This window comes from Pseudomonas sp. E45-MNA-CIBAN-0222 (assembly GCF_040310405.1).
GTDB lineage: Bacteria > Pseudomonadota > Gammaproteobacteria > Pseudomonadales > Pseudomonadaceae > Stutzerimonas > Stutzerimonas stutzeri_AC.
This window is the reverse complement of the sequence record NZ_JBEOPU010000004.1, coordinates 129,437-154,489: the sequence shown is the minus strand read 5'-3', so window position 1 is coordinate 154,489 and position 25,053 is coordinate 129,437. Positions and strand designations below refer to the sequence as shown.

The 25,053-nt window shown below is 63.7% G+C and carries 21 protein-coding genes, 1 tRNA gene and 1 pseudogene; 12 read left to right on the top strand and 11 right to left on the bottom strand.

From position 1 onward, the window contains the following. Positions 1-14 precede the first annotated feature (14 nt). The 4 genes and pseudogenes from AAEZ08_RS07875 to AAEZ08_RS07860 form a co-directional block, all read right to left on the bottom strand. On the bottom strand, positions 15-2,165 hold the full coding sequence (locus AAEZ08_RS07875; RefSeq protein ID WP_500124023.1) for an adenosylcobalamin-dependent ribonucleoside-diphosphate reductase: 2,151 nt from the start codon (positions 2,163-2,165) through the stop codon (positions 15-17). Between the two features lie 193 nt (positions 2,166-2,358). Continuing rightward, positions 2,359-2,514, bottom strand: coding sequence for a 50S ribosomal protein L33 (rpmG, locus tag AAEZ08_RS07870; protein ID WP_003284185.1), 156 nt, complete (start codon positions 2,512-2,514; stop codon positions 2,359-2,361). Between the two features lie 11 nt (positions 2,515-2,525). Continuing rightward, the gene (rpmB, locus tag AAEZ08_RS07865) at positions 2,526-2,762 is read right to left on the bottom strand and encodes a 50S ribosomal protein L28 (protein WP_003284186.1); all 237 of its coding nucleotides are present in this window, start codon (positions 2,760-2,762) and stop codon (positions 2,526-2,528) included. Positions 2,763-3,056: 294 nt separating this feature from the next. Beyond that, positions 3,057-4,683: pseudogene (locus AAEZ08_RS07860) on the bottom strand (AMP-binding protein). A 170-nt stretch (positions 4,684-4,853) separates the two neighbouring features. Here AAEZ08_RS07860 and AAEZ08_RS07855 point away from each other — a divergent pair. Then, positions 4,854-5,639: an IclR family transcriptional regulator gene (locus tag AAEZ08_RS07855; protein ID WP_015278854.1), complete on the top strand. Its 786-nt coding sequence runs from the start codon at positions 4,854-4,856 to the stop codon at positions 5,637-5,639. A 3-nt stretch (positions 5,640-5,642) separates the two neighbouring features. Here AAEZ08_RS07855 and AAEZ08_RS07850 read toward each other — a convergent pair whose 3' ends face one another. After that, a complete protein-coding gene (locus AAEZ08_RS07850; protein ID WP_003284191.1) occupies positions 5,643-6,221 on the bottom strand; it encodes a TetR/AcrR family transcriptional regulator in 579 nt (192 codons plus the stop codon). A 100-nt stretch (positions 6,222-6,321) separates the two neighbouring features. Here AAEZ08_RS07850 and AAEZ08_RS07845 point away from each other — a divergent pair, with 100 nt between their 5' ends. The 5 genes from AAEZ08_RS07845 to AAEZ08_RS07825 all read left to right on the top strand — a co-directional run bounded on the left by AAEZ08_RS07845 (position 6,322) and on the right by AAEZ08_RS07825 (position 12,867). Beyond that, positions 6,322-7,206: an alpha/beta hydrolase family protein gene (locus AAEZ08_RS07845; RefSeq protein WP_500124022.1), complete on the top strand. Its 885-nt coding sequence runs from the start codon at positions 6,322-6,324 to the stop codon at positions 7,204-7,206. Between the two features lie 147 nt (positions 7,207-7,353). Continuing rightward, complete coding sequence (locus tag AAEZ08_RS07840) at positions 7,354-8,700, top strand: spinster family MFS transporter (RefSeq protein WP_058063331.1); 1,347 nt, start codon at positions 7,354-7,356, stop codon at positions 8,698-8,700. Between the two features lie 341 nt (positions 8,701-9,041). After that, entirely contained in the window at positions 9,042-9,926 is an 885-nt protein-coding gene (locus AAEZ08_RS07835; RefSeq protein ID WP_427703054.1) for an SH3 domain-containing protein, read from the top strand. Next, the gene (locus AAEZ08_RS07830) at positions 9,926-11,827 is read left to right on the top strand and encodes a hypothetical protein (RefSeq protein WP_500124021.1); all 1,902 of its coding nucleotides are present in this window, start codon (positions 9,926-9,928) and stop codon (positions 11,825-11,827) included. The genes AAEZ08_RS07835 and AAEZ08_RS07830 overlap by 1 nt, the downstream gene beginning before the upstream one ends. Next, positions 11,824-12,867, top strand: coding sequence for a hypothetical protein (locus tag AAEZ08_RS07825; RefSeq protein WP_102820389.1), 1,044 nt, complete (start codon positions 11,824-11,826; stop codon positions 12,865-12,867). The genes AAEZ08_RS07830 and AAEZ08_RS07825 overlap by 4 nt, the downstream gene beginning before the upstream one ends. A gap of 364 nt (positions 12,868-13,231) precedes the next feature. Here the strand turns inward: AAEZ08_RS07825 and AAEZ08_RS07820 are convergent, their stop codons facing one another. From AAEZ08_RS07820 to gabD, 5 genes are all read right to left on the bottom strand, one after another. Continuing rightward, positions 13,232-14,374 (bottom strand): acyl-CoA dehydrogenase family protein, encoded by a 1,143-nt coding sequence (locus AAEZ08_RS07820; protein WP_500124020.1) that lies wholly within the window; start codon positions 14,372-14,374, stop codon positions 13,232-13,234. Positions 14,375-14,386: 12 nt separating this feature from the next. Continuing rightward, positions 14,387-15,583 (bottom strand): acyl-CoA dehydrogenase family protein, encoded by a 1,197-nt coding sequence (locus AAEZ08_RS07815; RefSeq protein WP_102820391.1) that lies wholly within the window; start codon positions 15,581-15,583, stop codon positions 14,387-14,389. Positions 15,584-15,626: 43 nt separating this feature from the next. Beyond that, positions 15,627-17,732, bottom strand: a complete 2,106-nt coding sequence (locus AAEZ08_RS07810; protein ID WP_500124019.1) for a 3-hydroxyacyl-CoA dehydrogenase NAD-binding domain-containing protein — start codon at positions 17,730-17,732, stop codon at positions 15,627-15,629. A 235-nt stretch (positions 17,733-17,967) separates the two neighbouring features. Continuing rightward, positions 17,968-18,159 (bottom strand): hypothetical protein, encoded by a 192-nt coding sequence (locus tag AAEZ08_RS07805; RefSeq protein WP_427703049.1) that lies wholly within the window; start codon positions 18,157-18,159, stop codon positions 17,968-17,970. A gap of 58 nt (positions 18,160-18,217) precedes the next feature. Then, positions 18,218-19,666, bottom strand: a complete 1,449-nt coding sequence (gabD, locus tag AAEZ08_RS07800; RefSeq protein ID WP_179485242.1) for an NADP-dependent succinate-semialdehyde dehydrogenase — start codon at positions 19,664-19,666, stop codon at positions 18,218-18,220. Positions 19,667-19,979: 313 nt separating this feature from the next. Here gabD and AAEZ08_RS07795 point away from each other — a divergent pair, with 313 nt between their 5' ends. Further along, positions 19,980-20,432: a c-type cytochrome gene (locus tag AAEZ08_RS07795; protein ID WP_427703125.1), complete on the top strand. Its 453-nt coding sequence runs from the start codon at positions 19,980-19,982 to the stop codon at positions 20,430-20,432. A 110-nt stretch (positions 20,433-20,542) separates the two neighbouring features. On the opposite strand, the gene AAEZ08_RS07790 is transcribed toward AAEZ08_RS07795, so the two are convergent. After that, positions 20,543-21,238: a cytochrome b/b6 domain-containing protein gene (locus AAEZ08_RS07790; RefSeq protein ID WP_500124018.1), complete on the bottom strand. Its 696-nt coding sequence runs from the start codon at positions 21,236-21,238 to the stop codon at positions 20,543-20,545. 177 nt (positions 21,239-21,415) lie between these two features. On the opposite strand from AAEZ08_RS07790, the gene AAEZ08_RS07785 reads away from it, so the two are divergent. From AAEZ08_RS07785 to tssK, 5 genes are all read left to right on the top strand, one after another. After that, positions 21,416-21,492 (top strand) — tRNA-Arg (locus AAEZ08_RS07785). A 383-nt stretch (positions 21,493-21,875) separates the two neighbouring features. Further along, a complete protein-coding gene (locus tag AAEZ08_RS07780; RefSeq protein WP_482694929.1) occupies positions 21,876-22,010 on the top strand; it encodes a type VI secretion protein in 135 nt (44 codons plus the stop codon). A 20-nt stretch (positions 22,011-22,030) separates the two neighbouring features. Next, positions 22,031-23,227: a type VI secretion system-associated FHA domain protein TagH gene (tagH, locus tag AAEZ08_RS07775; protein ID WP_500124017.1), complete on the top strand. Its 1,197-nt coding sequence runs from the start codon at positions 22,031-22,033 to the stop codon at positions 23,225-23,227. A 4-nt stretch (positions 23,228-23,231) separates the two neighbouring features. Beyond that, positions 23,232-23,714 (top strand): type VI secretion system lipoprotein TssJ, encoded by a 483-nt coding sequence (gene tssJ, locus AAEZ08_RS07770; RefSeq protein WP_102820430.1) that lies wholly within the window; start codon positions 23,232-23,234, stop codon positions 23,712-23,714. A gap of 2 nt (positions 23,715-23,716) precedes the next feature. Next, positions 23,717-25,048, top strand: a complete 1,332-nt coding sequence (gene tssK, locus AAEZ08_RS07765) for a type VI secretion system baseplate subunit TssK (RefSeq protein WP_427703045.1) — start codon at positions 23,717-23,719, stop codon at positions 25,046-25,048. Positions 25,049-25,053 lie beyond the last annotated feature (5 nt).

Here is a 25,053-nt window from a genome sequence, read left to right as displayed (position 1 = left end):
ATTGGCAGTCCGGTTCAGTACTTGCCGTAATAGCCTTCTTTGAGGGCGTCGAACAGGTTGGCGGCGGTGTTCACCTCGCCGTCGTACTCGACCTCCTGATTGCCCTTGAGCTCGACCACGCTGCCGTCCTCCAGGGTGAAGCGGTACAGGGTCTTTTCCAGATCGGCTTCCTTGACCAGCACGCCCTGGAAGGCCGCGGGATTGAAGCGGAAGGTGGTGCAGCCCTTGAGACCCTGGCGCCAGGCGTAGCGGTAGATGTCCTTGAACGCCTCGAACGGATAATCGGTCGGTACGTTGGCGGTCTTGGAAATCGACGAGTCGACCCACTTCTGCGCGGCGGCCTGGATATCCACGTGCTGGGTCGGGCTGACGTCATCGGCGGTGATGAAGTAGTCCGGCAGCTTCTCGCCCGGCTCGTCGGAGCCCGGCTTGGCGCGCTCGTTGATCAGCGTGCGATAGGCCAGCAGCTCGTAGCTGAACACCTCGATCTTCTCCTTGGCCTTGCGGCCCGGACGGATCAGGTTGCGCGAGTAGTGATGGGCGAAGCTCGGCTCGATGCCGTTGGAGGCGTTGTTGGCCAGGCTCAGGCTGATGGTGCCGGTGGGCGCGATGGAGCTGTGGTGGGTGAAGCGCGCGCCCTGCTCGGCCAGCGACTCGATCAGCTCCGGCGCGTACTCGGCGATCTTCTGCATGTACCGCGAGTACTTGGCGTGCAGCACGCGACCGGCAATCTGGTCGCCGACCTTGTAACCATCCTTGGCCATCTCCGGACGCTTGCGCAGCATCTCGGCGGTGACCTCGAAGGTCTGGCTCAGCAACGGCGCCGGGCCCTTCTCCTTGGACAGCTCCAGCGCCTGTTCCCAGCCGACCAGTGCCATTTCGCGAGCGACTTCCTCGGTGAACACGCAGGCTTCCGGGCTGCCATAGCGCAGCTTGAGCAGCGTGAGCGTCGAGCCAAGGCCGAGGAAGCCCATGCCATGGCGGCGCTTGCTCTCGATTTCGTGGCGCTGCTGCTCCAGCGGCAGGCCGTTGATCTCGACGACGTTGTCGAGCATACGCGTGAAGACGCGCACCACCTCGCGGTACTTGTCCCAGTCGAAGCGCGCATCGGCGCCGAACGGGTCGATGACGAAGTTGGTCAGGTTGATCGAGCCCAGCAGGCACGATCCGTATGGCGGCAGCGGCTGCTCACCGCAAGGGTTGGTGGCGCGGATCGCTTCGCACCACCAGTTGTTGTTCAGCTGGTTGACGCGGTCGATGAGGATGAAGCCCGGCTCCGCATAATCGTAGGTGGACACCATGATCATGTCCCACAGATGCCGCGCCTTGACCCGACCGTAGATCTTGCAGGCCACTAGGCCGTCGTCGCGCACGATGTAGCCATCGTGCACCGGCCACTCGCGCCAGAGCACATGCTCGGCATCGGCCAGGTCGAGCTCACCGGCTTCCTTGGCATGCACCGGGAAGATCAGCGGCCATTCGCCGTCGGCATCCACCGCCTGCATGAATTCATCGGTGATCAACAGGCTGAGGTTGAACTGGCGCAGTCGGCCGTCTTCGCGCTTGGCGCGGATGAACTCGCGCACATCCGGATGGCCGACATCAAAGGTGCCCATTTGCGCGCCGCGGCGGCCGCCGGCCGAACTCACGGTAAAGCACATCTTGTCGAAGATATCCATGAACGACAGCGGGCCGCTGGTGTGCGCACCGGCACCCGAGACGAAGGAGCCGCGCGGACGCAGGGTGCTGAACTCGTAGCCGATGCCGCAACCGGCCTTGAGCGTCAGACCGGCCTCGTGGACCTTGCCGAGGATGTCATCCATCGAGTCGGTGATCGAACCCGAGACGGTGCAGTTGATGGTCGAGGTCGCCGGCTTGTAATCCTGCGCGCCGGCGTTGGAGATGATCCGTCCGGCCGGGATGGCGCCGTTGCGCAGCGCCCAGAGGAAACGCTCGTGCCAGTGCTCGCGCTGCTTGGCCGGCTCGACGTCAGCCAGGGCGCGGGCGACGCGCTGCCAGGTGGCGTCGACGCTGTCATCGATCGGCGTGCCGTCCTTGCTGGTCAGACGGTATTTCTGTGCCCAGATATCTTCGGAAGCCGCCTGCAGGGCGATGCTGGAAGTGCTCTTGCTGTCTGCCGCGATGGGCCCGTCCGTCTTCGCCATGCGCTGCGCATCCTCGTGCCGAAAGTGGGAGAAAAGAAAGCTCGCACGATAGGCGAATTCGACAGGCGCCGTACATGATGCATATCAAACTAGGCAACGCGAACGACGACTGGTGTCAGGCAACGACACCAAGCGTTCGCTAGAAACGAAAAAACCCGCCGTGAGGCGGGTTCTTTCTTCAAGGGCCGATCAATTACTTGATCTTGGCTTCCTTGTAGATCACGTGCTTGCGTACGACCGGATCGAATTTCTTGATTTCGATCTTGTCGGGGGTGGTGCGCTTGTTCTTGTCGGTGGTGTAGAAGTGGCCGGTACCGGCGCTGGACACCAAACGGATCAGGTCACGCATGATTGCTCTCCTTAAACCTTTTCGCCGCGGGCGCGCAGCTCGGACAGAACGACGTCAATGCCGCGCTTGTCGATGATGCGCATGCCTTTGGCACTCAGGCGCAGACGGACGAAGCGGTTCTCCGACTCGACCCAGAAGCGATGATGCTGCAGGTTCGGCAGGAAACGACGACGGGTTTTGTTCATTGCGTGGGAAACGTTGTTCCCGGTTACCGGACCCTTACCGGTAACTTGACAGACTCTCGACATGCCTCAGCCCTCTAAAACCACATGCCCAACCCGGCATGGGTTGGCCGCTTGAATTCACTTGTCAGTTCGGCGCTCAGCGCCACGTTTCATGGGGGTCTTACCGGCCACGTTGCGAACGAAGATACCGGGCCCCTAGAAAAGAGCGCTGCTTTATATCAGAAACCCCCTAGGGCAACAAGCGCGGATTGAAATTTCCGCCCGACTGCCGTGCCTTCGAGAGTTGCTGCTCGATGCCGACCGGGGCCTGAGTACTGCAGCCCGCTCGTCAGCTCACCACCTATATATAGGTCGCAATCAACCTGCGCTGCCCCGCGCCTCGTCGCGCAGCTGACGACGCCAGCAACTTGCCCACGGCTGTCTTCGGCAGCTCGTCGCGCAGCTCGAGAAAGCTCGGCGTCTTGTAGCCGGTGAGGTATTGCCGGCAATGTTCGAGCAAGGCCCGCTCATCAACCGTATCGTCCTTGAGGCTGACGAAGACCTTCACCGCCTCGCCCTTGCGCGCATCCGGCACGCCCACCGCCACGCATTCACGCACGGATGGATGCTGCATCAGCACATCCTCGATCTCGTTGGGGAACACGTTGAAGCCGGACACCAGGATCATGTCCTTCTTGCGGTCGACGATCTTCACGAAGCCATCGGCATCCAGCAGCGCGATATCGCCGGTCTTCAGCCAGCCATCGGGCGTGAGCACCTTGGCCGTCTCGTCCGCACGTTGCCAGTAGCCCTGCATGACCTGCGGGCCACGCAGCCACAGTTTGCCCGGCGTTTCCGGCGGCACGTCGTTGCCCTCGTCATCCACGGTGCGCAGCTCGGTGTCGATCAGCGCCTGGCCGATGTAGCCCTCGCGGTAGGGGCTCAGCTGAGTACCGGTCGCCACAACCGGCGATGCCTCGGTCAGGCCGAAACCTTCGCGGATCGGCGCACCGGTCAGCGCCTGCCAGCGACGCCCGACCTCGCTGTTGAGCGGCGCACCGCCGGATGTCGCCCACTTCAGGTGGGAGAAATCAATGCTGCGAAACTCCGGGTGATTCATCAGCCCGACAAATAGCGTATTGATGCCACTGAGCAGACTGAACGGATAGCGCTGCATGGCACTGATAGTTTCGTCCAGGTTGCGCCCGTCCCGGATGAACACCGTGTGCAGGCCCATACCCACCGAACTCAGGCAGTTCGTGGCAAAGGCCATGATGTGATACAGCGGCAGCGGCGCGATGCGCACGTCCTTTTCGGGCTCAAGCAGCCCCGGCCGGTCGAACAGTTCGATGGTCTGCAACACGTTGGCCAGCAGATTACGATGCGTGAGCATCGCGCCCTTGGAAACGCCGGTCGTACCGCCGGTGTACTGCAACAACGCCAGGCGGTCGAGACCTGCCTCGCGCTCCACCGGCGGTTTCTGCTCGCCCAGGCGCAGGGCCTGCATGAAGCGCAGCGTTCCCTCCTCCTGGCTTTCGTAGATCGGCTGTTGCAAGTCATCGACGCTGGTCAGGATGATCTGCCGCAGCGCGGTGTCCGCCTGCACCGCGCGCACCTGCGGCAGCAGGCGGTCGAGCACAAGAATCGCCCTGGCGCCGGAATCGTGGAACTGATGCCGGGCTTCGGCAGCGGTGTACTGCGGATTGGTGTTGACGATCACCAGCCCGGCCTTGAGCGCCCCGAATACGGCGATTGGATACTGCAAGCAATTGGGCAGCTGTAGCGCCAGCCGGTCACCGGGTTGCAGACCCGCGTGATACCGGAGGTAGCAGGCGAAGGCGTCGGCACGACTGCCCAGCTCGGCGTAGGTGAGGCGGTCGTCGCCGCAGGAAAATGCCGTGCGCTGCGGATGCTTCGCGCAGGCTTGAGACAGCAGGTCATGGACGTTCTGGTAGCCGCCACGGGCGAGTTCGGCAGCCACGTAGCCTTGCACGGAAGCGGACATCGACATTCTCCAAAATGAATTATTGTTTTACTGTGCGAAACTGGATGTCGAATCCGATAGTAGTAGAACGGTTTTGCCCTCGCAATGATCGCCAATGGCCGCACTGCCCGGCGTCGGGCGATCTGCTATCGTTCGCCACCGCTGCCCCACTAGCCAGACAGACCGAGACCATGAGCGACGACATCGAAGACACCGGCACACCCAAGGATCGCAAGTTCGTCGAGGCCCTGGCCCGCGGGCTGGACGTGCTGCGTGCCTTCACCCATGGCTCGGTGGTGATGGGCAACCAGGACATCGCGCGCATCACCGGGCTGCCCAAGCCCACCGTGTCGCGCATGACCTACACCCTGACCAAGCTCGGCTACCTCAGCTATTCGCAGCAGCTGGAGAAGTATCAGCTCGATTCCGGCGTGCTGGCGCTGGGTTATGCCTACGTCTCTAACCTGCGCGTGCGCCAGCTGGCCAAGCCGTACATGGATGAATTCGCCCGCCGCACCAACACCACCGTGGGCCTGACCTGCCGCGATCGGCTGTCGATGATCTACGTGGAAAACTGCCGCCCGGCCGAGGTCACCACCCTGCGCATGGACGCCGGCGTGCGTCTGCCGCTGGCCACCACCGCCGCTGGCCGCGCCTTTCTCGCCGCCACCCCGGAGAAGGAACGCGAACATCTGATGGCCGCATTAGCCGCCAAGTACGGCGATGGCTGGGCCGCCATCGAGGCTTCGCTACACGCTTCGTTCGAGGAATTCGTGCAGCACGGCTTCTGCCTGTCGCTCGGCGACTGGGACCGCAACGTGATGGCCGCCGGCGTGCCGCTGCACCTGGCCGACGGCAGCATCATGGCGCTGACCTGCGGTGCCCCGTCATTCCAGCTCAGCGAGGACACCCTAAAGAACTCGCTGGCCCACCAGCTGGAAATGCTCGCCCGCGATATCGAAAGCCTCGGCGTCTGATCGTCAGGCCCTGACGCTGGCCCAGGCGATGTCCGCGAGCAGCTCGCGGCAGTCGGCCAGCGCGGTGCGGGAACGCCCCGCCAGCCAGTTGCGCGCCATGTCATGGCAGGGCCCGATCACCACCGCGAGAAAGCAGTCGCCGGGCATCCGCCGAAAGGCTCCGCTTTCCCGATGGCGCCGCAGAATCGCTCCGACGCGCTCACCGTGGGCGCGATTGACCTCGCGCAGCCGTTCGCCCATCTCCCCCGCCTCGACCCGCCCGCGGTTGTGCAGGACGAAGCGCGCCCAATCCGGATTCGCCACCACCCAGTCGATGTAGCTGGTGACGAACAGCCGGACGCAGGCCTCGGCATCCAGCGTCTCGATCAGCCCGGCTTCCAGCAGCGCGGCATACTCACCGATGCCTTCCAGATACAGCGCGGCGATGATCCGCTCACGATTGCCGAAGTGGTGATAGAGGCTGCCAATGCTGGCGCCGGAACGATCACGAATCATCTCGATGGTGGTCGCTTCCACGCCGAACTCGGTGAAACAGGCGAGTGCGGCCTGAAGGATTTCCTGCTTGCGGCTACTACGGGCCATCCGGCCTCCAGTCTGAACTAGAATATTTTTCTAGAATTATCTTCTACCCTTCGTATACTGCACCGATCGCAGCAATCGCAGAAGCGCGGAGAACAACAAGATGGCGACGATACAGGTTGAAGAACGCACCATCGACAATGGCAATGGCCATGCCCTGTCCAGCTGCTGGTATCAGCCGAGCGGCGTGCCATGCGGCGTCGTGCTAATCGCGCCGGCGATGGGCGTGCCGCAGCGCTTCTATACCGACTTCGCCACCTGGCTCGCCGAGCGCGGCTATCAGGTAGTGACCTTCGATTACCTGGGCATGGGCCGCTCGCGGCGGGTGCCGCTCCGCCAGCTGGACGTGGACATCCTCGACTGGGCGCGCCATGACTGCAGCGCCGTACTGGACAGGGCCGCCGAGGCCGCCGGTGAGCTGCCGCTGTACTGGATCGGCCACAGCGTCGGCGCGCAGATCCTGCCGCTGGTCAACGGCCATGAGCGCCTGACCCGCATCGTCACCATAGCCGCAGGCAGCGGCTACTGGCGCGAGAACAGCCCGCAGATCCGCAACAAGGCCTGGCTGCTCTGGCATGGCCTGGCGCCCGTGCTGACCGCCGTGGCCGGCTACTTCCCGGGCGGTCGTATCGGGGCGGTCGGCGACCTGCCCGCCGGGGTGATTCGCCAGTGGCGGCGCTGGTGCCTGCATCCGGACTACCTGGTCGGTGTCGAGGGCGAGCCCATGCGCCAGGCTTTCGCCGCGGTGCGCACACCGCTGACCTCACTGTCCTTCAGCGACGACGAGATGATGTCGGCGCGCAACACCGAATCCCTGCATGGCTTCTACAGCTCGGCGCCGAAAACCATGCAGCGCATCGCACCCGCGGAAATTGGCGCCACGCGGATCGGCCACTTCGGCTTCTTCCGTCGCGGTTTCGCCGACAACCTCTGGACGCCGCGTTTGTTGCCAGAGCTGATACCAAACCAACAACAAACGGGGGTGTGAGCGTACAAACACATCAGTTTCGCAGAGCGGAACACTGCTAGCATATTTCGAAACATATGCGAGGGTTATTCACCTTGCCGGATGGCTGATCTCCGACAAAAGTGAGGATGGGCTGGTTACAGCCCTCCTCGCCAATGGAGCCTTGCCATGCACAACAACAATAACGGCTACCCCTCGAGCACCCGCGCCTGGGTCACGGTCGCCATCCTCATGCTCGCCTACGTGCTGTCCTTCGTCGATCGGCAGATCCTCAACCTGCTGGTCGAGCCGATCCGCCGCGACCTGGACATCACCGACACCCACATGAGCCTGCTGATGGGCTTCTCCTTCGCGGTGTTCTACACCATCTGCGGCGTGCCCATCGGACGCCTGGCCGACCGCAAGAGCCGCCGCGGCATCATCGCCATCGGCGTGCTGGTGTGGAGCCTGATGACCGCGCTGTGCGGTACCGCGCGGACCTTCTGGCAGTTTCTCGTGTTCCGCATCGGCGTCGGTGTCGGCGAGGCGGCGCTGTCGCCCTCGGCCTATTCGCTGATCGCCGACAGCTTCCCCCCCAAGCTGCGCGGCACCGCCATGAGCGTCTATTCGATGGGCATCTACATCGGCTCCGGTCTAGCCTTTCTGCTCGGCGGGCTGGTGGTCAAGTTCGCCTCGGCGCAAGGTGATGTGGAGCTGCCGGTGCTCGGCATGGTCCGACCCTGGCAGTTGATCTTCCTCGTGCTCGGTGCAGCCGGCGTGCTGTTCACCGCCGTGCTCTTGCTGATCCGCGAGCCGTCGCGCAAGGGCGTCGGCGCCGGCGTCGAGGTGCCACTCAGCGAGGTGGCCGGCTACATTCGGCAGAACCGCCGCACCGTGCTGTGCCACAACTTCGGCTTCGCCTGCCTGGCCTTCGCCGCCTACGGCAGTTCGGCGTGGATTCCGACGTTTTTCATCCGCACATACGGCTGGTCGGCCAGCGACGTCGGCGTGCTCTACGGCTCGGTGGTGGCAGTGGCCGGCTCGATCGGCATCATCGCCGGCGGGCGGCTGTCGGACCTGCTGCACCGCCGCGGTTATCGCGACGCACCGCTGCGCGTCGGCATCATCTCCGCCGCGCTGACCCTGCCGCTCAATCTCGCCTACCTGGCCGGCACCGGCGAACTGGCGCTGGCGCTGATCGCCCTGCACGTCTTCACAATCGCCATGCCCTTCGGCGTCGGCCCAGCGGCGATTCAGGAAATCATGCCCAACTCCATGCGCGGCCAGGCCTCGGCGGTGTACCTGTTCGTCATCACCATGGTCGGCCTCGGCATCGGCCCGACCGCGGTGGCGCTGGGCACCGATTTCGTCTTCGGCGACGACAACGCCCTGCGCTACTCGCTGCTGATCGTCACCGGCGTTGCGCTGGTCGGCGCGATAGTCCTGCTCGGCATGGGGCTCAAGCATTACCGCGGCAGCCTGGACCGGCTGCAGGAATGGAAGCCTCAGGGTGGCGCCACACCGGCCCCTGCGTGACGAATCGCCGCATAGCGGCCGGTGCATCTAAACCATGCACTGGCCGCCTGCCTGCTCCTGATCTCATTCACACGATGAGCCTTTTTGAGCGACATCTCGCTACCGTGGCGCTTCAAACCTTCGAAGTGCAGCCTGCGGTGCCGTGTGGGCATACAAGCCTCGGGCAGCACCGTTCGCCCTGAAGTTGCCGATCTAGACCGATTTAGGTTTGTGATGCAGGCCATATTTGTGTGTAATTGCCGGCCATTTCATGGATTGAAGCGGCAGCCCCGTTAGTACGGCATAGGCCGTCGAGTCAGTCCTGAATGCTACCTGCCAGCCATTCAGATAAGGACTACCTCATGGGCTTCGCGAAAAAAACCAGCGTGCTGCTGCTCAGCAGTGCCATCGTGTTCAGCGCCGGTTGCGCCAACATGGCCGAAAACGAGTGGGCGAACAAAGAGAACATCGGCACCCTGGTCGGCACCGCAGCAGGCATTCTCATCGGCAGCCAGGTCGGAAACGGCAGCGGTCGCACCGCAGCGATGATCGCAGGCGCGCTGGCCGGTGGTTACCTTGGCAAGACCATCGGCGCGAAGCTGGATGTGCGGGATCGCGAGGCGCTGGCACTGCAGACTCAACAGGCGCTGCAGCACACTCAGGATGGCCAGGCCACCCAGTGGTCGTCGAGCCACAGCGATGCCAAAGCCACCATCACCCCGATCAAGACCGAAACCGTGCAGCGTGAAGTCGCCGTCAAACGCACGCCCAAGGTGCAGCCGGTAGCGAACATGACGCTGATCAACCAGCCCTACCAGGCGGTTAAATCGGCGAACGTACGCAATGCGCCCGACCTCAAAGCCGAAAAGGTTGCAGGGTTGCCAGCCGGCACCACCTTTACCGCGATTGGCCGTACCGACAATGACTGGATCATGGTGGGCCGCCGCGGCGTAACCATCGGCTACGTCTACGCGCCGCTGGTGGCACAGGTCAAGAAGCCCGCCCAATCGACTCAGACCGTCGCAGCCGAAACGGCAACCGATCTCGACAGCCTTGATGTCGCCAGCGCAGCCTCCAAGGGAATCGACCTGGACGCCATCGATCTGGATGCTGTTCCGGTCGAGCAGACCATGACCGCCCAGGCCACCTGCCGGACGATCAAGTACGACGTGACAGCCCAGGGCAGCAATGAGCAGCAGACTGCAAAAGCCTGCCAGGCGGCCGACGGTGCCTGGGAGCTGATCTGATGAACGTACGCCACATTTCCCTACTGGCCCTCAGCCTGGCCGTAGCGGCCTCGGCCCAGGCAGCCAGCCACCGACTGGCCTATTCGAAGGCGGAAAACGTCGAGGTCTTTGTCGACCACGCCGATGGTCAGCCTTGGTGCAGCGACAACCTGAAGCTGCGTTTCGCATTTGCCGGCCCAGCAGATCAGGACTCCATCAACCGCTTGCTGCCAAAACTTGGCGGCCTGTTCGCTAGCCAGTGCTCGAGCGCCACCCAGCTGAGCTGGACCAGCGTAGACGCCACCGGCAAGACGCAAGCCAGCGGCCACGCCAGCCAAGCCGCAGGCTGGGTGGCACAAGCGGCGAGTACTGCCCCCGCAGCACCGCAACCAGCCGCCGAGCAAGCCCCTGCGCCAACCGTCGCCCAAGCGCCTGCTGAAGCCCCCGCTTCCGCCGCACCTGCTGCGCGCGAGACAGCTCCGGCCACCGCAGAGCCGGAACCGGCCAAACCGACGCAAGCCGAAGCACCACAACCCCCAGCCACATCCCCAGCGCCGACAGCACCTGTGGCCGACGCCCAACCCGCTGAGCCGGCAGAAAAGCCAGCCCCGGTTGAGCAGGCCGTGGCCCCCGCCCCGGTTATCGCCAAAGAGTTCAGCGTCAACGGCTGGCAACCGCCGCTGGCCCGGGACGTTTTCGCCAAGGCCGACCTCATCACCGAGATCGTCGATCAGAACGGCTGTCGCTTCCGCCTGGGCTTCAAGCCGGAGGACGACATAGCGAACATCTCCGCGACCTCCAGCGGCGTGAAATGCGGCCCGGACGGCTACGCGCAGAGCACCGGCTCGCTGACGCTCAACCGCCGCGATGGCGTGCGTCTGCATCAGTTCAAAGGCAGCTTCCTCGATGGCCTGGAAATCTACGGCGACGCGCCGCAGCTTCCGGTAGTGGGCATCGACCAGCGCAAGAATCTGCTGCTGCTGTTGCATAGCGAACCTGCCAGCAAGGTGCATTACCTGCTGCGCATGGGCCATAGCTATAACGGCCACTGGAATGCCGGCAGCGTCACGCTGATTGCACTAACCGAAAACCGTGAGCTGTTCCGCGACCTGGAAAGCATTCGCCGGACAATCGACCTCGCCACCGCGCACTTGGACAAGAGCGCACCGAAGATCAGGGCAATCCATTTTTACGGCATGCGGGATCTGGAAAAAGGGCTGCACGAAGGCGATCGAGATTTCTGGCTTTACGACCTATCGCTGTCGCGCCACTACCGTACGCAGAAGTGGGAATACGACCCCGCTCGGGCCAACAATCACCTGTTCGCGTACGAGCGCAAGGAAGCTGAACTGCAGCGCCGAGCCGAGCTGGAGCGCGAGCGTGAAGCCCAGCGCCAGCGCGAGCTGCTGGCTCGTCAGGCAGAGCAACAGCTGCAGTTGTATCGTCAGCTGCGCCGTGAAACCCGCAAACCCGAAGAGCTCTACGGACGCATCCTCAGCGATGCCAGCTACTCGCCGTTCAGTGGCGGTGGCTATGCCGCGATGATGCAAGGCCGCGCGCAGGGCTACAGCCAGATCGTGCATATCGATGGCAAGACCGATGGTGGCTGGGACGTCGACTATCCGTACGCCGCTGTTCTGGATACCAAAGACAGCGAGCAAAGCGCCGACAAGGGCTGGTTCCTGGTCAAGGGCGAGGCGCGGCTGGACGCGTCACGCAAGGATGAGCAAAACCTGCCGCTGACGCTGATCAGCGCCACCACGCTGCAAGCCTGCAGCGAAAAGGGCTGCGCCGATCTGCGCGACCCGCTGAAACTTGCACGACATGAAATCGGTGACCCGGACTGGACGCCGGAAGAGGCCAAATCGCTGATACAACAAGCCTGGCCCGAACGTGCCGAGCTCCAAGGAGATGACGAATGAGCAAGCGCCTACCCCTGATCGCCGGCGCTGCCGTTGCCGTACTGGTGGCCGGCTACTTCGGCCTGAGCGCCTACAGCAGCAGCCAGGCAGAAAAGCTGATCGAAGACTGGGTTTACGAGCACGAGCTTGAGGACACCCTGCGTTGGAAGTCGGTGTCGTCCAGCCCATTCGGCGGCCGCGTGACGATCTCCGAGCTGCAAGTGGAAGCCGGTGGACGCGAGCCAAGCCTGCAGGTGGCTGAAGTGATCATCAGCGACCGCTCCATCAACGATGAACGGACCCGCTTGCGCCTGCGCTTCAATGGCGTCGAGGCCGATAACCGTGCCCTCGGCGGCCTGAGCAGCCTCGGCGCGATGGCCGGCGGCGGCTTCGGCCGAGGCATGGCTACCGCTCGCGGCTTCGAACCCGCGCTGATCAGCGGCCTGGCCGAGCTCAAGCCCTACGACGTCGAAATCTACGTGGATATCGATGACGATGCCGGCACCCTGGAAACAGAGCTGGCAGTCGACCTGCCAGAACTGTTCGATTCGCGTGTCAGCTACCGCCTGAGCAACCTGCGGGATTTGAATCGCAAGCTGCAGCGCCTGAGCGAGAGCTTCGGTGGCGACGACCGGGGGCAACGGGCATTCATGAGCGAGCTGGGTGAGTTGGCATCGAGCGTCGAGCGTGCCGAATTGCAAAGCGCCTCGTTCAGCGTCAAGGATCGCGGCATGGCCGAGCGCAGCATTGCCCTGTATCAGCGCTACAACACCCCGCTGAACCCCACCGAAGGCAGCGCCGAGAAACAGCGCAAGGCGCATTACGAGAAGGTCGTTGAACAGACCGAAAAGGACTGCAGCCGTGAATTTAAGGACCTGCCAAAGGGCATGAAAGACGGTTGCGAACTGCTCAGGAAGGCGATGCTCGGAAAGGTCAGCGGCGTAGAGTTGAAGGTCGAACCGAAGGAGCGCGTGCGCCTGACGGATCTGGGCGACCTGCAGGACGGCCGCCGCAGCAAGCGCCTGCTGGACCGCCTGAACCCGCAACTCGACAGCATCTGATCGCTAGCTGATCGCGTCGCAAAAAAAGGCCGGGCATTTGCCCGGCTTTTTTATGTCCGGATCAAATGACTCACAGCCGGTGCGATCATCGCACACTGGATAGTCCACCGAGACGCGACCCGAGTTGCTTCGCATGGATATAAGGCGACGTCCACCCTACCGGGCTGCCACCTTGCGCGCAGCGCCGTAGGGTGGGCTTCAGCCCACAGTTTGTGTGTTGGCGGCGAGCTGAAGCGGAACGCCGCCCCACGAAAATGAAGACGATGCCTCGGCACACCTGCCCGCAGTCGGCTAAGCATCTGACCCTATCTCCGCAAAGCAAAACCGGGCCAAGGGGCCCGGTCATGGTGTCGCGAGTGGCGCGTTACGCCACCTGCATCAGCTTCGCATAGGCCTTCAGGTGGTGGTCGTCGTCACCGAACTGGTGGGCGATCATCACCAGGCGCTTGGCGTGGTGGGCGAGGTTGTATTCCCAGGTCATGCCGATGCCGCCGTGTAGCTGGATCGCTTCCTCGGCCACCTTGCGTGCGGCGCGGGCGCAGATGTATTTGGCGGCGGCGATGATGCGGCTGCGCTCGTCGTTGTCTTCGCCATCGGCAAAGGTCGCGGCGAGGATCGCCATGCTGGTGGCCTGCTCCAGCTCAGTCTGCATGTCCACCATGCGATGCTGCAGCACCTGGAACTTGCCGATCAGCACGCCGAACTGCTTGCGCGTCTTCAGGTAGTCAAGGGTCAGCTTGCAGGCTTCGTCCATGCTGCCCAGCGCATCGGCGCACTGCGCGGCGATGGCGCGGCCCTGCTGGTAGCGCATAGCTGAGAGCGCGTTGCCGACTTCGCCAAGCAGCGAATCAGCGCCCACCTGCACGTTGTCGAGGAACAGCTCGCAGCCCTTGCGTCCATCGATGGTCGGGTAGACTCGACGGCTCACGCCCTGTGCGTTCGGATCGACGAGGAACAGGCTGATGCCGGTTTCGTCACGGCTGTCACCAGACGTGCGCGCGGAGACGATGATCTTGCCGGCGCTGTGCCCGCCAATCACCACGGCCTTGCGCCCGGACAAGCGATAGCCGCCGTCGACCGCCTCGGCTTTGGTCTGTACGTCGTGGAGGTTGTAGTGGCTCTGCGGCTCGTCGAAGGCCACAGCCAGTTGCAGCGAACCGGCCGCGACCTGCGGCAGCAGATCTTCTTTCTGCGCGTCGCCGCCCAGCTGATTCAACAGTCCGCCGCCGAATATCACCGATTGCAGGTAGGGCTCCAGCGTCAGACCGCGGCCCAGTTCGGTCATCACCAGCATGGTTTCCACGCCGCCGCCGCCAAAGCCGCCGATCTCTTCGGCGAACGGTACGGCGGTCAGGCCCAGCTCACCCAGTTGGCCCCAGAACTCGGTGGAGAAGCCCAACTCCGACTCGCTGAATTTCTCGCGCTGTTCGAACGGGTAGGCGTCGCGCACCAGACGCGCCGCGGTGTCTTGCAGCATTTGCTGCTCTTCAGTCAGTTTGAAGTCCATGGCGGTGCCCCCTTAAAGCTCGAGAATCATCTTCGAGACGATGTTCTTCTGGATTTCGTTGGAGCCGCCGAAGATCGACAGCTTGCGCATGTTGAAGTAGTCGCCGGCCAGCGACGCGCTGTAGTCGGCGTGCAAAAGCTCACCGTCGTAGTCCAGCTGCATCTCCTCTTCGAGGAACGGCAACGCGTAGGGGCCGATGACCTTGCGCAAGAGGTGAGTGATCGCCTGGCGAATCTCGGTGCCCTTGACCTTGAGGATCGAGGACTCCGCACCGGGCACGCCGCCTTCCTTCGCCGCCGCGAGGATGCGCAGGGTGCTCATCTCGATGGCCATCAGCTGCATTTCCACGTCCGCGACCTGGGCGCGGAACAGCGGGTCTTCGAGCATCGGTTTGCCGTCGCAGACTTCCTTCATGGCGATGCGCTTGAGATGCGCCAGCACCGCCTTGGACGAGCCGATGCCGGCCAGGCCCGTGCGCTCGTGGGTCAGCAGGTACTTGGCGCAGGTCCAGCCCTGGTTTTCCTCGCCGACGAGGTTCTCCACCGGGACGCGGACGTTGTCGAAGAAGACTTCGTTGACCTCGTGGTCGCCGTCCAGGGTGATGATCGGCCGCACGCTGATGCCCGGGCTTTTCATGTCGATCAGGAGGAAGCTGATGCCGCGCTGCTGCTGGGCTTCCGGGTCGGTGCGCACCAGACAGAAGATCATGTTGGCGTGCTGACCAAGGGTGGTCCACGTCTTCTGGCCGTTGACCACGTAGTAGTCGCCGTCACGCACGGCGCGGGTCTTGAGGCTGGCGAGGTCGGAACCGGCACCGGGCTCGGAATAGCCCTGGCACCACCAGTCCTCACCGGAGAGGATGCGCGGCAGGTAATGGTCGATCTGCTGCTGGGTGCCGAACTTGATGATCACCGGGGCGACCATGTTGACGCCGAAGGGCACGGTACGCGGCGCCCCGAAGGCGGAGCACTCCTCGTCGAAGATGTGCTTTTCCACCGGTCCCCAGGTGGTGCCGCCCAGCTCCACTGGCCAGCCCGGCGCGTACCAGCCGCGCTTGACCAGGATCTGCTGCCAGCGCTCGTGATCCGCTTTTGACATGTGCTTGCCGAGCTTGACCTTGGCGGCGATGTCCGCCGGCAGCTCGCTTTTCAGGAAGGCGCGCACTTCATCGCGGAAGGCGAGCTCTTCGGCCGTGTAGTTGACGTTCATGGGAAATTCCTCATGGTGCGTTCGGATTGCAGGCGGGTCGCGTTCATTGCCCGGCCTGCCATTCGGTAAAGGTGCGGCCTTCGGCGGCCAGTTTTTCCAGCAGCGGCGCCGGCTTCCACCAGTCGCCACAACGTGCGTGCAGTTCCTTGACGCGCACCAGCACCCGGTCCAGGCCAATGCTGTCGGCATAGAACATCGGCCCACCGCGGAAGGCCGGGAAGCCATAGCCGTTGAGGTAGATGACGTCGATGTCGCTGGAGCGCTGGGCGATGCCCTCTTCGAGAATCTTCGCGCCCTCGTTGACCAGCGCGAAGATGCAGCGCTCGACGATGTACTGCTCGTCCAGCGTCTGCCGCCCGATGCCTTTTTCCCGTGACGCGACTTCCAGCATAGGCTCGAGTTCAGGGTTCTCCAGCGGCGTGCGGTTACCCGGCTCGTAACGGTAGTAGCCGGCACCGGTCTTCTGCCCAAGCATGCCAGCGGCGCAGAGCTTGTCCGAGACAGTGGGGAAATCCAGGTGAGGCGGCAGCGTCGCGCGCTGGCGCTTGCGAATCGCCTGGCCGATGTCGAGGCCCGACAGGTCACGCATGGCGAACGGTCCCATGGCCATTCCGAAGTTGCGCAGCGCACCGTCGACCTGTTGCGGCGTGGCGCCTTCCTCCAGCAGGAATTCCGCCTCGCGGCCGTACTGGAAAACCATGCGGTTGCCGACGAAGCCGTCGCAGACGCCGACCACCACCGAGACCTTCTTCAGCTGCTTGCCGATCGCCATGGCAGTGGCGAGCACTTCATCGCTGGTCTTCTCGCCACGCACGACTTCCAGCAGGCGCATGACGTTGGCCGGGCTGAAGAAATGCAGGCCGACGACGTCCTCGGGGCGTTTGGTGAAGGCGGCGATGGCGTTCAAATCGAGTGACGAGGTGTTGGAGGCGAGAATCGCACCGGGTTTGCACACCGCATCCAGCTGCTCGAAGACCTGCTGCTTGACGTTCATCTCCTCGAACACGGCCTCGACCACCACGTCGGCATCGGCCAGGGCGCCGTACTCGGTGACACCTGTGATCAGGGCAAGGCGCTGCTCCATCGCGTCTTCGGTCAGGCTGCCGCGCTTGACGCTGGCTGCATAGGTGTCGCGGGCACGTTGCAGGCCGCGTTGCAGAGCTTCCTTGTTGATTTCCAGCAGCTTCACCGGCACCCCGGCATTGGCGAAACTCAGGGCGATGCCGACACCCATGGTGCCGCCGCCGATCACCGCGGCGGTCTTGATCGACCGCGGCTTCGTATCGGATGGCAGATCGTTGATTTTGCCCGCCTGGCGCTCGGCGAAGAATGAATGAACCAGAGCACCACGCTGAGGCGAGTTCAGGCACTCGGCGAACAACTCACGCTCGCGCTTGAGCCCCTCGGCCAAGGGCAATTGAGTGGCCGCCTCTACCGCAGCGATGCAACGCAGTGGCGAGAACAGCCCAGGCATGCGCTTGGCCACTTCAGCATGCTTGGCGCGGATCAGCGCCTCGTTGTCGACGCCTTCGAGGCCATGGGCCTGTTCGCCCGTGCGGCGCGGGCCGCGGCCTTCGTCTACCAGCCGATGCGCATAAGCCAGGCCGGCCTCGCGCAGATCACCCTCGAAGAGCTCGTCGACGATATTGTGCGCGACCGCCTCGGCGGCGCTGATCGGCGTGCCGCTAACAATCATGTCCAGCGCCTTCTCGACGCCGGCCAGACGCGGCAAGCGCTGAGTGCCACCGGCGCCGGGCAACAAACCCAACTTCACTTCCGGGAGGCCGACCTTGGCGTCCTTGCGGGCAATGCGGTAATGACAACCCAGCGCAACTTCCAGCCCGCCACCGAGTGCGGTGCCATGAATGACTGCAACGCTCGGCTTGTTGCAGCCTTCGATGACCTCGATCACCTCGGGCAGGCTCGGCGCCTGCGGCGGCTTGCCGAACTCCTTTATGTCCGCGCCGGCAATAAAGGTATTGCCTTCGCACACCAACGCCACGGCACGGACCTGCTGGTCCGCTTCGGCATGCTGAAAGGCCTTCAGCAGCCCCTCGCGCACCGCCTGGCCTAGGGCGTTGACCGGTGGATTGTTGACCGTGATCAGCGCGGTATCGCCCTGAACTTCGAGCCGTACGACATCTGTCATGACTGGCCTCCGCTGTGTGAAATGCTGATTGGAATTGTAATTTCACGGAATCATGTTTCGCACAGCAGAATAAAGGAGTCACGTTACGCATGTCGATAGGCCGGCATCGGACAGCAATCAAGCGAGGCAAATGGGCGCAACGCGCGTCAGTGCTTGATATTGCCGGCAGCCGGACCGGGCGTCGCACAGCACTATCAGTCAGAGGAATGTCGCCGCAAAAGCGGGCGCCGCGGCTTCAGCCGGAAATGGCATGCCGCGGGACGCGAGCGAGCAGGTAGGGGTCGATACGCAGCAAGCGCCGCCGTCCGTTCGCCGGCCAGCGAAGTCGGCTCAATGCCTTGAGGAGCTCAATCAGCGGCCGTGTCAGGTGGAGCTTCAGCGCTTCTCGGATCAGCTCGACGCAGCCAAGAACGGAGTAGCTGAACAACGAAAGCGTCCATGGCAAACAGCCAGCCTCACACATTGAGGCTGGCTGTCTCAGGGGCTCAGATGCCCATACAGAGGTACTTGATCTCCAGGTAATCCTCGATGCCGTATTTGGAGCCCTCACGGCCCAGGCCGGACGACTTGACCCCGCCGAACGGCGCCACTTCGGTGGAGATCAGCCCGGTGTTGATGCCGACCATCCCGTACTCCAGCGCCTCGGCGACGCGGAACACCCGGCCCAGATCGCGCGCATAGAAGTAGGAGGCCAGGCCGAACTCGGTGTCGTTGGCCTTGGCGATCGCATCGGCTTCGTCCTTGAAGCGGAACAGCGGCGCCAGCGGGCCGAAGGTTTCCTCCTTGGCCACCTTGGCGCTGTCCGGCACGTTCACCAGCACGGTTGGCTCGAAATAGCTGCCGCCCAGCGCATGGGCCTGGCCGCCCGCCACCAGCCGCGCGCCCTGGGCCACAGCGTCCTCGATATGCTCGCGGACCTTGGCGGCAGCGCGATCGTCGATCAGCGGACCGAGATCGGTACCCTCCTCCAGGCCATTGCCGACCCGCAGCTTGGCCACCGCCGCCTGGAATTTCTCGGCGAAGGCGTCGTAGACGCCATCCTGCACATAGATGCGGTTGACGCAGACGCAGGTCTGCCCGGCATTGCGGTACTTGGACTGCACGGCACCCTTCACGGCCTCGTCCAGATCAGCGTCGTCGAAGACAATGAACGGCGCGTTGCCGCCCAGTTCGAGGGACACCTTCTTGATCGCCGGCGCGCACTGTTCCATCAGCTTGGCGCCGACCTCGGTGGAGCCGGTGAAGGAGATCTTGCGTACCTTGGGGTTGGCGGTCAGCTCGTTGCCGATGTCGCCGGCCGAGCCGGTGACCACGCTGAGCACACCCTTGGGGATCCCGGCACGCTCGGCCAGCTCGACCATCGCCAGTGCCGAGAACGGCGTTTGCGAGGCGGGCTTGATCACCATGGTGCAGCCGGCCGCCAGTGCCGGGCCAGCCTTGCGGGTGATCATCGCCGCCGGGAAATTCCACGGGGTGATCGCCGCGGTCACACCGATCGGCTGCTTGATGACGATGATGCGTTTGTCTTTCTGGTGGCCCGGAATGGTATCGCCGTAGATGCGCTTGGCTTCCTCGGCGAACCACTCGATGAAGGAGGCGGCGTAGGCGATCTCGCCCTTGGATTCGGCCAACGGCTTGCCTTGCTCCAGCGTCATCAGGCGGCCCAGGTCGTCCTGATTCTCCATCAGCAACTCGAACCAGCGGCGCAGCTTCTGCGAACGCTCCTTGGCGGTCAGTTCACGCCAGGCCGGCAGCGCACGCTCGGCTGCATCGACGGCACGGCGGGTTTCCGCGGCGCCCATCTTCGGCACCGTGCCGAGCGTCTCGCCGGTGGCCGGGTTGTTCACGCTGATGGTCTGGCCGCTGTCGGCGTCGACCCAGGCGCCATCTATATAAGCCTGCTGACGGAACAGAGCGGTGTCTTTGAGTTGCATGGCAGTCTCCTCGGGCATCGTAGCGGCAGGCCCGCTGCGGAAAGTTTGGCTAACACGACGATCATCTGAACCGTCCTTCGCCGCCCGGTTCCTGTCGCCGTATTGCACTGCGAAAGGCCATGCTAGGACCGCAGCCACCGGCCCGGCAAGCTCATGACGCATGACGTTGTCGCGCCATTGACCAGCCTGATGCATCGCACGGTCTGTCACGACTTGTTACCCAAACCCTACTACTGGTCAGGGTATAGTTCCGCGCAAGCGGCCTAGGCCGCCGACAACCAAGGATCGATAAGGAGTTACCGTGAAAGCATTGATGACAGGCGCCGTGGCCGCCGCCCTGCTGGCCAGCACTGCCGTCCAGGCGCAAATGAAGCCGGAAGAGATGGTCGAAACCCGCCAGGCCGGCTACCAGTTCATGTCATGGAACATGGGCAAGATCAAGGCCCAGGTAGTCGACGGCAAGGAGCCCTACGACCAAGCCAAAGTGGCTGCCGCCGCCAATGCCATCGCCGCCATTGCCAATTCCGGCATGGGCAGCCTCTACAGCCCGGACACCACCACGGCACAACTGGGCAAGGCGACTCGCCTGAAGCCCGAGTTCTTCCAGAACCTCGACGAAGCCGGGCAGATCGGCCGCAACTTCACGGCCGCCGCCAACCAGCTCGCCAAGGTCGCCGCAGAAGGCGATCAAGCCGCGATCAAGAAGGCCTTCGGCGATGTCGGCGGCAGCTGCAAGTCCTGCCACGACAAGTTCCGCGCCGACTGATCATCCGCAATCTCGCGTAGGGTGGGCTTTAGCCCACCAATCAGGGGGTCCAGTCAGGCAAACGCACGATGGGCTGGCGCTCAAGCACGGCCGGCGTCCGCCGGCTGTACTTACCAGTCGAGGCTAGGCGCCACGGCAGCAGGCTCTGGCCTGGCCCAGTCGCCGACGGACTGTACGCCCCAGACGCAACCGGCCGCCAAAGCGATCGCCAGAGCAACCGCCACCAGCGACCCACCCCGGGCGTCTTGCTGTGTAGGATGCTCTCGCATTGCCCGGCCAGCGATCATCGCTCGTACAAGGGGCCGACGCATCACCAGTGTGTAATAGCCGATCGCCGCGATGTGCATGCCAATCAGCACCAGCAAAAGCCATTTTGCCTGGCGGTGCAGACCGCTCAACAAACTGCCGGTTTCGCTGCTGACCAGCGCATAGAGCGGGCCTTGAAACGCAATATCGTCGGTCGCCATCAGCCCGCTGGTCACCTGGAAACTCACCAGCAGTAGCATGGCCAGTACCGAGAATGCCCCGAACGGGTTATGTCCGGCTTCGCGCCAGTTACCCTGCAAATAGTCCTTCACGCCGACGGTGGCAGCGAAGATCCGCGACCAGCGAGCGTAGGTCGATCCAACGAAGCCCCACACCAGCCGAAACACCAACAGCCCCAACACCAGCAGACCGAGCCGCCCGTGCCAGGGCATCAGGCTGCCGCCTAGCCAGCCCGTGGTGATGGCCGCTATCACCGTACCCGCGAACAACCAGTGAAACAGCCGAAGCGGCACATCCCAGAGTTTGATATGGCCCGACATCCCCAACCCCCGAAAATCCGAACAACCACGGCCATGGCCGCGACACGCAAGGGTACCAGCCGAACCCACGCCAGGCAGCAGCGAAAAAGCCGCACCGCCGCACCCGCGCCATGCACAAGCCCACCCGAACCGGCATGGACGCCCGCCAGCGACATGCGTATGATTGCGCCCCGCGACGCACCAGTAGCTCAGCTGGATAGAGTACTGCCCTCCGAAGGCAGGGGTCGTGGGTTCGAATCCCGCCTGGTGCGCCAAATACCTGTTTCTAGCTGTATCCAGCAGTCTACGAAACACCCTGAAAAGCCCGCCTTGTGTGGGCTTTTTTGTTTCTACTTTTATTTATAGCCCGCTCGCTCCCCAGCCCCCTCAGTTCACCGCAAGCGCCATTGACTCCGAAAATGCCGTTGGGCACTGCCAGCAGCGCGCTGATCTCGTAATGGTCCCTACCCACTGCCCTTCCACCTCCATTGGCTGCTTTTAGCCCGCCTCAACCTGACCTCACGCTCGTTTTAGACGCATCCGTCCGACTTTATGTGAACCCGATCACCGAGTCGGCGAGATAAGTGAACTTCAATGTCGGCACCAGGTCGCGCCGCGCGCACCTCGCCCCCACACACGACTTCAAGGAGGAAATCGCGTGCCAATGCGCTATTACGCCCTCGTTTCGCTCTTCGCCGCAGCCCTGCTCACCGGCTGCACCGGCAACTACAAATTCAACGATGACCAATATCGTCCACTGGGCGACCCGCAAGCATTGAATCGCGGCAAGTAACCGCAAGGAGCGACACGACCATGGAACTGGTCTTCGATATGGTGGGCGCCCAGCAATTTGTGCCGGGTCTGCTGACCACCAAAACCTTCAAGCAGGCCGGCGGCGTGATCGGCCGGGCCGAAGGCTGCGACTGGGTGATCCCGGATCGCAAACGCGTACTCTCAGGGCGCCACGCGGTGATCAGCTATCGCGACGGGGCGTTCTTCCTCACCGACACCAGCAGCAACGGCATCCAGCTCAAGGACAGTGGCGCCAGCCTCATCAAGGGCCGGCCGCAGCGAGTGGAGCATGGCAGCGTCTATTGTCTCGGCGATTTCGAGATCCGCGCCCGGCTGATCCAGGACCCGGCAGTGTTCGAAGGCGACATCGGCCGCCCGCAGCCGGCCGGCAGCATCATTCCCGACGATGCCTTTCTCGACCTTGATCCGTTGCTCGCCATGGATCAGCAGGAACGCGTATATGCCGAGGTCGACGACCTCAACCTCGCCCTGGCTGCGCCACAGCGCCAGGCGCAACAGCGCGACTACGCGCGCATCGATATGGAAAGCCTGCCGTTGCCGGAGCTGGTCATGCCGCAGGCAGCGCCCGAAGCCAAGCGCGAAGCCGAGCCCGAACGACTGCCGCAGGGATTCTGGGCGCGTTTCGGCGAGGCGCTGGGCATCGATCTCGACGATCTCGACGAGGAACAGCGCCAGGCCCTGGCGTTGAACGCCGCACGCCTGCTCAAGCAGAGCATCGGCGGCCTACAGCAGAGCCTGCGCACCCGCAGCGAGCTAAAGAATGAACTACGCCTGTCACTGACCACCGTGCAGAGCTCCGGCAACAACCCGCTCAAGCACAGCGCCGACACGGGTGAGGCCGTGAGCGCCCTGCTGCGCGGCGAAAAGCCCGGACAACTCACGGCTGAACAGGCCATCGGCCGCGCCTTTCGCGGCCTGCAGGCGCATCAGGTGGCACTGCTGGCTGCCAGCCGCGCAGCCGTCCACGCAATGTTCGAGCAACTGGCGCCAGAACAGCTGGCGCTGCGTTTCGAGCGCGAGGGCCGCAAGCCGCTGATCGCTACCGCCGGCAGCCGCTGGCGCGCCTATCGCCGTTTGCATCACAGCCTCGGCCAGGACGCCGACTGGAGCGAACGGCTGTTCGCCCGCGACTTCGCCAAGACCTATGAGGAGCAGGTGCGCCTGATCGCCACGCTCGATTCCACCCATCAAGGATGATCCCATGCCTCGTCGCATCACCCTGGCCATGCTGGCCTCGCTGCTCGTGCTGGGCGGCTGCTCGGCGCTGTCGCCCTACTCCAAGCTGACCAAGCTAGACCTCGAGCTGCACGGCAGCGACCGTCTCAACCCCGACCTCAACGGCCGGCCTTCGCCGATCGTGCTGCGCCTGCTGGAACTGAAGCATCCGGTGGCATTCGAGAATGGCGACTTCTTCGCCCTCTATCAGCGTCCCAAGGAAGCCCTGGCGCCGGACCTGGTGACCTCCGAGGAACTGGAACTACGTCCCGGCGAAAGCCGTGAGCTGAAGCTCTCCGTGCAGGACGGCAGCCGCTACGTCGGCGTGCTGGCCGCCTACCGCGACCTGCCGGAAGCCAGCTGGCGCTACGTCATCGCCCTGCCGCCGCAGGAGCGCACCCATGTCGCCCTGAGCCTGGATGAGCGCGGCATCGCGCTGTTCGATCCGCTCGCCGAAGAAGGACAGTAAGCATGAGCCTGCAAAAAGTTGTCTGGCAGGAGGGCATGCTGCTGCGCCCGCAGCACTTCCAGCAAAGCGATCGCTACTACGACCACCAGCTCAAGGCGCGTACCCAGAAGCTGGGCAACTACGCCTGGGGTTTCTTCAACCTGGAGATCGACCGTCAGTTCCTCAACATGGGCAAGCTGGTGCTCAGCCAGGCCAGCGGCGTCCTGCCGGATGGCACGCTGTTCGAGCTGGGCAGCGAGCGCGAGCCACTGGCACTGGACATTCCGCCGAACACCGGCAGTACACCGGTCTACCTCGCGCTGCCACTGGTTACCGGTAACCACATCGAAACGCGTCGTCCCGAACAGAAGGACGTGCTGGCGCGCTACACCGCCCATGAACTGGATGTCGCCGACTCCAATGCCGGCGACAGCAGCACCAGCCAGGTCAGCACCGGCCTGCCGGATTTCCGCCTGCTGCTGGGCGAGCAGCAGAGCGACCAGGCCTATGTGAAGCTGCAGCTGTGCGAGGTGCTCGACACCACGCCGGACGGGGTCATTAGCCTCGACCCCGAGTTCATTCCCACCTACGTCAACTTCCAGGCTTCGGGCTATCTGCTGTCCTGCCTGAAGGAAGTGATCAGCATGCTCGCCCACCGCGGCGACACCCTTGCCGAGCGCATCAGCGCCACCGGCAAGGTCGGTGGCGCGGAGGTCGGCGACTTCATGATGCTGCAGCTGATCAATCGTCATGAACCCGTGCTACGCCACTACCTGGGCGTGGAGCAGGTGCATCCGGAGCAGATCTATCGCGACCTGCTCGGCCTGCTCGGCGAGCTGGCGACCTTTTCCAGCGAGAGCAAACGCCCACGCCTGGATGGCCGTTACCAGCACAGCGACCAGGGCGCGAGCTTCCGCAAGCTGATGGACGCGATCCGCCAGGTGTTGTCGATGGTGCTCGAGCAGCACGCCATCGAGTTGCTGCTGCAGCAGCGCCAGTACGGCATCCAGGTATCGCCACTGCACGATCACAAGCTGCTCGGCACGGCGTCCTTCGTGCTCGCCGCCAGCGCCCAGTGCGATTCGGAAACCCTGCGCACCCGCTTGCCCGCGCACCTGAAGATCGGCCCGGTGGAGCGCATTCGCCAGCTGGTCAACCTGCATCTGCCGGGCATCCGCCTCAAGCCGCTGCCAGTGGCGCCGCGGCAGATCCCCTTCCATGCCGGCAAGACCTATTTCGCCCTGGAGCTCAGTTCCGAGGACCAGGCGCAGCTGGAGCGCTCCGGCGGCTTTGCCTTCCATGTGTCCGGTGACTTCGCCGGGCTCGAACTGAAATTCTGGGCGGTCAGGGACTGAGCGAC

Bases quoted from the DNA above. Each gene is read 5' to 3' on its own strand.
- AAEZ08_RS07875 (WP_500124023.1), bottom strand. From the start codon at position 2,165: ATGGCGAAGACGGACGGGCCCATCGCGGCAGACAGCAAGAGCACTTCC.
- rpmG (WP_003284185.1), bottom strand. From the start codon at position 2,514: ATGCGTGACCTGATCCGTTTGGTGTCCAGCGCCGGTACCGGCCACTTC.
- rpmB (WP_003284186.1), bottom strand. From the start codon at position 2,762: ATGTCGAGAGTCTGTCAAGTTACCGGTAAGGGTCCGGTAACCGGGAAC.
- AAEZ08_RS07855 (WP_015278854.1), top strand. From the start codon at position 4,854: ATGAGCGACGACATCGAAGACACCGGCACACCCAAGGATCGCAAGTTC.
- AAEZ08_RS07850 (WP_003284191.1), bottom strand. From the start codon at position 6,221: ATGGCCCGTAGTAGCCGCAAGCAGGAAATCCTTCAGGCCGCACTCGCC.
- AAEZ08_RS07845 (WP_500124022.1), top strand. From the start codon at position 6,322: ATGGCGACGATACAGGTTGAAGAACGCACCATCGACAATGGCAATGGC.
- AAEZ08_RS07840 (WP_058063331.1), top strand. From the start codon at position 7,354: ATGCACAACAACAATAACGGCTACCCCTCGAGCACCCGCGCCTGGGTC.
- AAEZ08_RS07835 (WP_427703054.1), top strand. From the start codon at position 9,042: ATGGGCTTCGCGAAAAAAACCAGCGTGCTGCTGCTCAGCAGTGCCATC.
- AAEZ08_RS07830 (WP_500124021.1), top strand. From the start codon at position 9,926: ATGAACGTACGCCACATTTCCCTACTGGCCCTCAGCCTGGCCGTAGCG.
- AAEZ08_RS07825 (WP_102820389.1), top strand. From the start codon at position 11,824: ATGAGCAAGCGCCTACCCCTGATCGCCGGCGCTGCCGTTGCCGTACTG.
- AAEZ08_RS07820 (WP_500124020.1), bottom strand. From the start codon at position 14,374: ATGGACTTCAAACTGACTGAAGAGCAGCAAATGCTGCAAGACACCGCG.
- AAEZ08_RS07815 (WP_102820391.1), bottom strand. From the start codon at position 15,583: ATGAACGTCAACTACACGGCCGAAGAGCTCGCCTTCCGCGATGAAGTG.
- AAEZ08_RS07810 (WP_500124019.1), bottom strand. From the start codon at position 17,732: ATGACAGATGTCGTACGGCTCGAAGTTCAGGGCGATACCGCGCTGATC.
- gabD (WP_179485242.1), bottom strand. From the start codon at position 19,666: ATGCAACTCAAAGACACCGCTCTGTTCCGTCAGCAGGCTTATATAGAT.
- AAEZ08_RS07795 (WP_427703125.1), top strand. From the start codon at position 19,980: ATGACAGGCGCCGTGGCCGCCGCCCTGCTGGCCAGCACTGCCGTCCAG.
- AAEZ08_RS07790 (WP_500124018.1), bottom strand. From the start codon at position 21,238: ATGTCGGGCCATATCAAACTCTGGGATGTGCCGCTTCGGCTGTTTCAC.
- tagH (WP_500124017.1), top strand. From the start codon at position 22,031: ATGGAACTGGTCTTCGATATGGTGGGCGCCCAGCAATTTGTGCCGGGT.
- tssJ (WP_102820430.1), top strand. From the start codon at position 23,232: ATGCCTCGTCGCATCACCCTGGCCATGCTGGCCTCGCTGCTCGTGCTG.
- tssK (WP_427703045.1), top strand. From the start codon at position 23,717: ATGAGCCTGCAAAAAGTTGTCTGGCAGGAGGGCATGCTGCTGCGCCCG.